Source organism: Pseudomonas laurentiana, assembly GCF_014648275.1.
Taxonomy (GTDB): Bacteria; Pseudomonadota; Gammaproteobacteria; order Pseudomonadales; family Pseudomonadaceae; genus Aquipseudomonas; species Aquipseudomonas laurentiana.
Genome location: NZ_BMQU01000027.1, coordinates 36,883 through 43,589, shown reverse-complemented (window position 1 = coordinate 43,589; position 6,707 = coordinate 36,883). Strand labels below are relative to the sequence as shown.

General features: G+C 59.1%; 6 protein-coding genes and 4 tRNA genes. 7 read left to right on the top strand and 3 right to left on the bottom strand.

Going from position 1 to position 6,707, the window contains the following annotated elements; genetic code table 11:
• The first annotated feature begins 2 nt into the window (after positions 1 to 2).
• From IE038_RS21410 to IE038_RS21395, 4 genes are all read left to right on the top strand, one after another.
• Positions 3 to 78: transfer RNA gene (locus IE038_RS21410), tRNA-Glu, on the top strand.
• Positions 79 to 80: 2 nt separating this feature from the next.
• Positions 81 to 156: transfer RNA gene (locus IE038_RS21405), tRNA-Gly, on the top strand.
• Positions 157 to 259: 103 nt separating this feature from the next.
• Positions 260 to 335, top strand: a tRNA-Glu gene (locus IE038_RS21400).
• 4 nt (positions 336 to 339) lie between these two features.
• Positions 340 to 415 (top strand) — tRNA-Gly (locus tag IE038_RS21395).
• A 158-nt stretch (positions 416 to 573) separates the two neighbouring features.
• On the opposite strand, the gene IE038_RS21390 is transcribed toward IE038_RS21395, so the two are convergent.
• Positions 574 to 984 (bottom strand): PA2817 family protein, encoded by a 411-nt coding sequence (locus IE038_RS21390; RefSeq protein WP_189396243.1) that lies wholly within the window; start codon positions 982 to 984, stop codon positions 574 to 576.
• Between the two features lie 75 nt (positions 985 to 1,059).
• Positions 1,060 to 3,507 carry an acyl-CoA dehydrogenase gene (locus IE038_RS21385; RefSeq protein ID WP_163934852.1) on the bottom strand — a complete coding sequence of 816 codons (2,448 nt, stop codon included), beginning with the start codon at positions 3,505 to 3,507 and terminating at the stop codon, positions 1,060 to 1,062.
• A gap of 188 nt (positions 3,508 to 3,695) precedes the next feature.
• Between IE038_RS21385 and IE038_RS21380 the strand changes: the two genes are divergently transcribed.
• The 3 genes from IE038_RS21380 (at position 3,696) to IE038_RS21370 (ending at position 6,151) form a co-directional block, all read left to right on the top strand.
• Positions 3,696 to 4,319 carry a glutathione S-transferase family protein gene (locus IE038_RS21380; RefSeq protein WP_163934856.1) on the top strand — a complete coding sequence of 208 codons (624 nt, stop codon included), beginning with the start codon at positions 3,696 to 3,698 and terminating at the stop codon, positions 4,317 to 4,319.
• Positions 4,320 to 4,442: 123 nt separating this feature from the next.
• Entirely contained in the window at positions 4,443 to 5,375 is a 933-nt protein-coding gene (locus IE038_RS21375) for an ABC transporter ATP-binding protein (RefSeq protein WP_163934859.1), read from the top strand.
• Positions 5,372 to 6,151 (top strand): ABC transporter permease, encoded by a 780-nt coding sequence (locus tag IE038_RS21370; protein WP_102053571.1) that lies wholly within the window; start codon positions 5,372 to 5,374, stop codon positions 6,149 to 6,151. The genes IE038_RS21375 and IE038_RS21370 overlap by 4 nt, the downstream gene beginning before the upstream one ends.
• Here IE038_RS21370 and IE038_RS21365 read toward each other — a convergent pair.
• Positions 6,119 to 6,658: a DUF2062 domain-containing protein gene (locus IE038_RS21365; RefSeq protein ID WP_163934861.1), complete on the bottom strand. Its 540-nt coding sequence runs from the start codon at positions 6,656 to 6,658 to the stop codon at positions 6,119 to 6,121. The genes IE038_RS21370 and IE038_RS21365 overlap by 33 nt on opposite strands.
• Positions 6,659 to 6,707 lie beyond the last annotated feature (49 nt).

The following is a 6,707-nucleotide window of genomic DNA, read 5'->3' as shown; positions in this document are numbered from 1 at the left end:
GCGTCCCCTTCGTCTAGTGGCCTAGGACACCGCCCTTTCACGGCGGTAACAGGGGTTCGAGTCCCCTAGGGGACGCCAATGCGGGAATAGCTCAGTTGGTAGAGCACGACCTTGCCAAGGTCGGGGTCGCGAGTTCGAGTCTCGTTTCCCGCTCCAGTTTTAACGGTCTTGCTCAAGGGCAGGGCTGGTAAGAAAATCCAGGTTAGGGTCTAAGATTCTGATCTGGTCACTGAAACATGCGTTGCATGTTTTGGGCAGCGTCCCCTTCGTCTAGTGGCCTAGGACACCGCCCTTTCACGGCGGTAACAGGGGTTCGAGTCCCCTAGGGGACGCCATTTTGCGGGAATAGCTCAGTTGGTAGAGCACGACCTTGCCAAGGTCGGGGTCGCGAGTTCGAGTCTCGTTTCCCGCTCCAATTCAAAGAAAACGCCGTTCGATTGAACGGCGTTTTTTTTTGCCTCTGAAAAACTACGGTTGTTATTCAGTGCTCCTGAGATTGAATCAGGCCTGCGTAGTTTGATGCTTTCAGGCAGGGCACCTGTAAGAAGCCCCGCCTGAGTCCATCGCGCGGTCTTAGTGCTTGCTGTTGTCGTTCGACATACTCAGCAACTGTTTTTCCTGGTTCCAGTCGAACGGCTCGTCATTCTGCTCCGCTTCGTAGCGGCGTTCTTCCAGTGCCTGATACAGGTCCAGCTCATCGTCTGGCATGAAATGCAGGCAGTCCCCACCGAAGAACCACAGCAGGTCGCGTGGTACCAGATGGGCAATCTGTGGGTAGCGCTGGATGACCTGGCACATCAGGTCCTGACCCAGGTACTGGCTCTCCAGTGGGTCTTGCGGAAGTTGCGTCAGCAGTTCGTCGAAGCGTTCGAGGAACAGGCCATGGCTCTCTTCCGGTACCTGTTCGGCCTCGCCCAGTGCAACCAGGATGGTGCGCAGGTGGTTGAGCAGGTTGAGATGGTAATCCAGATGCGCGTTGGCCATGCTGGCGATCCTCTTGAGCAAAACGGGCGCGGGAGTATACGGCTCCCGGCGCCCGATGTCCCGGTTCGATTGCCTTTAACGCACCCTGCCGGCGACCGGCAGCAGCGCATCCTTGTCGAAGGCGTCCACGTCAATGACCCGTCGTCGTGCCTGTTCTGCGGCGTGCAGGGTGAGGGCTTCGCTGGTCTGAAGCACACCGGCCTGCAAGGCTGCGTCAATGGGGGACTGCCCGGGCGCGGGCACGACCTGACCGCTTTTGAGCGCCTGGTGCAAGGTGTGTTGCAGCGGTTCGCTGGCGGCGAGTTGTTGGCTGGCATGGTGCAGGGCGCCAACCGGGTCTTCGGCATCCTCTGGGCGGTAGCAACCGGACAACAGTTCCTCCAGCGCCGGGTCGCCTTTCGCTCGGCAGATCAGTGCTGCGACTTCAGTGTCCAGTGCATCGCTTGGGCCGGTATGGCGGCGTCCAAAAGGAAACACCAGTAGTCGCAGGGCGCAGCCGAGGAAGCGATTGGGGAGGTTGTCGAGCAACTGGTCCAGGGCTTTTTCAGCCTGGCCGAGGTTTTCTTCCATGGCCCAGCGCAGCAACGGTTGCAGGTGGTCGGGGGATTCCAGGTCGTAGTAGCGTTTCAGTGCTGCCGAACTCAGGTAGAGGTGGCTGAGCACATCGCCCAGACGAGCCGAAAGTCGTTCGCGCCGTTTCAGGCTGCCCCCCAGTAGCATCATGCACAGGTCTGCCAGCAAGGCGAAAGCAGCCGCCTGGCGATTCAGGGCGCGGAAATAGCCTTGGCTGAGGGCGTCACCCGGCGCTTTCTCGAAATGTCCCAGGCCAAGGCTGAGTATCAGGGTGCTGGCGGCATTGCCCACGGCAAAACCGATGTGGCGCAGCAGAAGGGCGTCGAACGCCTTGAGCGCCTGATCGTGGTCCTCACGCCCAGCCAAGGCCATTTCCTTGAGTACAAAGGGATGGCAGCGGATTGCCCCCTGACCAAAAATCATCAGGTTGCGCGAAAGGATATTGGCGCCTTCGACGGTGATGAAGATCGGCGCGCCTTGCCAGTTGCGGCCCAGGTAATTGTTCGGCCCCATGATGATGCCCTTGCCGCCATGAACGTCCATGGCGTGCTGAATGCACTCGCGGCCGCGCTCGGTCAGGTGGTACTTGAGAATGGCAGAGAGGACCGATGGCTTCTCCCCGAGGTCGATAGCCTTGGCGGTCAGCAGGCGTGCGCTGTCCATCAACCAGGCGTTGCCGCCGATACGCGCAAGGGATTCCTGGATGCCCTCAAAGGCTGCCAGCGGGACGTTGAATTGCTCGCGGATTCGTGCGTATTGGCCGGTCACCAGGCTGGTGTATTTGGCTGCGCCTGTACCCACAGCCGGCAGTGAGATGGAGCGCCCCACGGAGAGGCAGTTCATCAGCATCATCCAGCCTTTGCCGAGCATGGCCTGGCCACCGATGAGGTAATCCAGTGGTATGAATACGTCCTTGCCGCTGTTTGGGCCGTTCATGAACGCGGCGCCAAGCGGCAGATGTCGTTTGCCGATCTCTACGCCGGGGGTATCGGTAGGAATCAGTGCCAGGCTGATGCCGAGTGCTTCTGTTTCGCCCAGCAGGTGTTCAGGATCGTACGCTTTGAAAGCCAGGCCCAGCAAGGTGGCGACCGGGCCAAGGGTGATGTAGCGCTTTTCCCAATTCAGGCGCAGGCCGAGGACTTCTTGACCTTGCCATTGGCCCTTGCAAACGATGCCGGTGTCAGGCATCGCACCGGCGTCGGAACCGGCCAGTGGGCCGGTCAGCGCGAAGCAGGGGATTTCCTCGCCGCGCGCCAGGCGAGGCAGGTAATGGTTGCGTTGCGCTTCGGTGCCATAGTGCAGCAGTAGCTCGGCAGGGCCCAGTGAGTTGGGGACCATGACGGTGGACGCTAGGTCGCCGCTTCGGGTTGCCAGTTTCATGGCGATCTGGGAGTGTGCGTAGGCCGAAAAGCCCTTGCCGCCGTATGCCTTGGGAATGATCAAGGCAAAGAAGCCTTGTTCCTTGATAAAGGCCCAGGCCTCGGCAGGCAAGTCGAGATCCTGGCTGATTTGCCAATCGCTGACCATCGCACAGAGCTGCTCGGTCGGGCCATCGATGAAGGCCTGCTCTTCTTCGCTCAATTGCGCCTTAGGGTATGCCAGCAGTGTGTTCCAGTTCGGGCGACCGCTGAACAGCTCACCATCCCACCACACCGTACCGGCTTCGATCGCTTCGCGCTCGGTTTGTGAGAGTGGCGGGAGCGTGCGCTGGAACCAGGCAAACAAGGGGGCGCTGATCCATTTTCTGCGCATTTCAGGCAGCAAAAAAAAGGAAGACTTGATGATCAGCGCAAACCAGAGCAAGGCCATCAACCAGGTTGGCGCGCTGCTGAACAGGCCCATTGCCAGCAAATAGGCGGCAACGATGCCCAGAATGGGCGGTACAGCCATGCGGCGATGCATCAAATAGGCTGAACCTACTACAAGAACCACAAACCACAACAGCAACATAGGTCTTCCTCCGTGAAACGTCAGGGCAATAGGTCGTCCCAGACAGCGTAGACGGCATCGTCCAAACGGCCGCCCCAGATCAGTGACCGTGGTGGTGGGCAGGTGTTCACTGTCGAGTGTGCCGAACGATTACCTGAGCAATCGACTGGGTTAGACTGAGGGCACCACAAATGGCTCAAGGATTCGTCATGCTCAAGATTTGGGGTCGAAAGAACTCGTCCAATGTCAGGAAGGTGCTCTGGTGTGCCGAGGAGCTCGGCCTCGACTACCAGTCGATTGATGCGGGTGGAGCCTTCGGTGTGGTTCAGGAGCCGGAGTACCTGGCAAAGAACCCGAATGGCCTTGTGCCGATGATCGAAGAGGATGGCCTGGTGTTGTGGGAGTCCAACACCATCGTGCGTTATCTGGCGGCACGTCACGCGCCGGATTCGAACTGGTACCCGAGCGACGTTCGGCAGCGGGCCGAGGCGGAAAAATGGATGGATTGGGTCACGTCTTCCCTGGCTACGCCGTTTCGCCCATTGTTTTGGGGCATGTTGCGTACACCGGCAGAGCAGCGTGATTGGGTAGCCATCAACGCGGCGCACAAGACCTGCGCCCAGGTCTTGTCGATTGCCGATCAGGCGCTGGCCCGGCAACCCTACCTCAGCGGTGATGCACTCGGCGTTGGTGATGTGCCGCTGGGCTGTTTCGCCTATGCCTGGTTCGAGATGCCGATCGAGCGTCCAGAGATGCGTCACCTGCGCGCCTGGTATGAACGGCTGAAAGAACGCCCTGCCTATCAGGCGGCCGTGATGACAGCGCTGACCTGATTGCAGCGCTTATCCTGATAGTTATTATCGATAGACTTGACTGTACTTGTGTGGCCGCGCCCCTCACCATGGCCACTCAGCCTGTTGTTCATAAACCCTTCCACACTGGTGCATAGACCCGTTATGAGTTCTGCTCTGTCCATAAGGCAGCTAACCAAGACCTACGGCAACGGCTTCCAGGCCCTCAAGGGCATTGACCTGGATGTCGCCGAAGGTGACTTTTTCGCCTTGCTCGGCCCCAATGGCGCCGGCAAATCCACCACCATCGGCATCCTCTCTACCCTGGTGAACAAGACCAGCGGTACGGTGAAGGTCTTTGGCCATGACCTGGACCGCGAGCCGGCCGCGCTCAAGCGCTGCCTTGGCGTGGTGCCCCAGGAGTTCAACTTCAACCAGTTCGAGAAAACCTTCGACATCGTCGTGACCCAGGCCGGTTACTACGGCATTCCGTCGAAGGTGGCCAAGGCTCGTGCCGAGCAGTATTTGACCCAGCTGGGGCTGTGGGACAAGCGCAACGTGCCATCGCGTTCGTTGTCCGGTGGCATGAAACGCCGCCTGATGATTGCCCGGGCGCTGGTTCATGAGCCGCGCTTGCTGATTCTCGATGAGCCAACCGCCGGTGTGGATATCGAGTTGCGGCGTTCGATGTGGAGTTTCCTGACTGAGCTGAACGAGCAGGGCATCACCATCATCCTGACAACGCACTACCTCGAAGAGGCTGAGCAACTGTGCCGCAACATCGGCATCATCGATCACGGCACCATCGTCGAGAACACCAGCATGCGCAAACTGCTGGGCTCGTTGCATGTGGAAACCTTCTTGCTCGATCTCAAGCAGGAGCTGCGGCAGGCGCCGCAACTGACCGGCTACCCCTGCCGCCTGATCAGCCCGCACACCCTGGAAGTCCAGGTGGACAAGGCCATGGGCATCACTGCACTGTTCGGCCAACTGGCCCTGCAGAACATCGAAGTGCAAAGCCTGCGTAATAAAACCAACCGTCTTGAGGAGCTGTTTGTGTCCCTGGTGGAGAAAAACCTGGCGAAGGTGGCGGTATGAGTTCGGAGCTGCGCGGCAATCTGGTCGCCCTCAACACCATCGTCTACCGCGAAGTGCGCCGTTTCACCCGAATCTGGCCGCAGACCTTGCTGCCGCCGGCGATCACCATGGTCTTGTATTTCGTGATCTTCGGTAACCTGATCGGTCGGCAGATCGGCGATATGGGTGGCTTCACCTATATGGAGTACATCGTGCCGGGGCTGATCATGATGTCAGTGATCACCAACTCCTATGGCAACGTGGTTTCCAGCTTTTTTGGCAGCAAGTTCCAGCGCTCCATCGAGGAATTGATGGTCTCGCCGGTTTCGCCGCACACCATCCTTATTGGCTACACCTTGGGCGGCGTATTGCGCGGCTTGGCGGTCGGGGTCATCGTGACCCTGCTGTCACTGTTTTTTACTCACCTGCAGGTACACCACCTGGGCGTAACCGTGCTGGTCGTGCTGCTTACGGCAACGATTTTTTCGTTGCTGGGCTTCATCAATGCGGTGTTTGCGCGCAACTTCGACGATATTTCGATTATCCCGACGTTCGTGTTGACGCCGTTGACCTACCTGGGAGGCGTGTTCTATTCGATCAACCTGCTGCCGCCGTTCTGGCAGACGGTATCGTTGGCCAACCCGGTTCTGCACATGGTCAACTCGTTCCGCTATGGCATCCTGGGGGTTTCCGATATTCGTATTGGCGTGGCCATCAGTTTCATGCTGGTAGCGACCGCCGTGTTGTACGTCGGCTGCGTTCGGCTACTGGTCAGTGGTCGAGGAATGCGTAGCTGATTTTCCCTTGCGCTGGCGCCACTGCCTGCCCACCCACCAACGCCAATAGAGCATGGTCAGGCAGTAGGCCAGCCCACCCAATAGCAGGCCGCAGACCACCGACCCGAGCAGGAAGGGTTGCCACAGTGTCGACAGTTGATTGGTGATCCATTCCCAGGTCAACTCATCGGGCAAGGTGCGGGGTGGGATCTGCATCAACCAGGCACCCATCTGATAGGTGCAGAAGAACACCGGAGGCATGGTGATCGGATTGGTCAGCCAGACCAGGCTGACTGAAATCGGCATGTTGCCCCTGGCCATGATCGCCAGGCTGGCGGCCAGCAACATTTGCATCGGAATCGGTATGAATGCGGCGAACAGGCCGACCGCCATGGCCCGTGCCACCGAATGACGGTTCAGGTGCCAGAGGTTGGGGTCGTGCAGCAGTCGCCCGAGAAAGCGTAAGGATTTGTGTTCCCGAATGCTGGTCGGATCGGGCATGTAGCGTTTGAAAATTCGACGCGGCATGTGGGTTCTCGGCGTTCTTGATCCGTCAGTATGCACGGATTCTAAAAGC

Excerpts from the sequence above, each read along its gene's own strand:
- IE038_RS21390 (WP_189396243.1), bottom strand. The coding sequence starts at position 984 with ATGGCCAACGCGCATCTGGATTACCATCTCAACCTGCTCAACCACCTG.
- IE038_RS21385 (WP_163934852.1), bottom strand. The coding sequence starts at position 3,507 with ATGTTGCTGTTGTGGTTTGTGGTTCTTGTAGTAGGTTCAGCCTATTTG.
- IE038_RS21380 (WP_163934856.1), top strand. The coding sequence starts at position 3,696 with ATGCTCAAGATTTGGGGTCGAAAGAACTCGTCCAATGTCAGGAAGGTG.
- IE038_RS21375 (WP_163934859.1), top strand. The coding sequence starts at position 4,443 with ATGAGTTCTGCTCTGTCCATAAGGCAGCTAACCAAGACCTACGGCAAC.
- IE038_RS21370 (WP_102053571.1), top strand. The coding sequence starts at position 5,372 with ATGAGTTCGGAGCTGCGCGGCAATCTGGTCGCCCTCAACACCATCGTC.
- IE038_RS21365 (WP_163934861.1), bottom strand. The coding sequence starts at position 6,658 with ATGCCGCGTCGAATTTTCAAACGCTACATGCCCGATCCGACCAGCATT.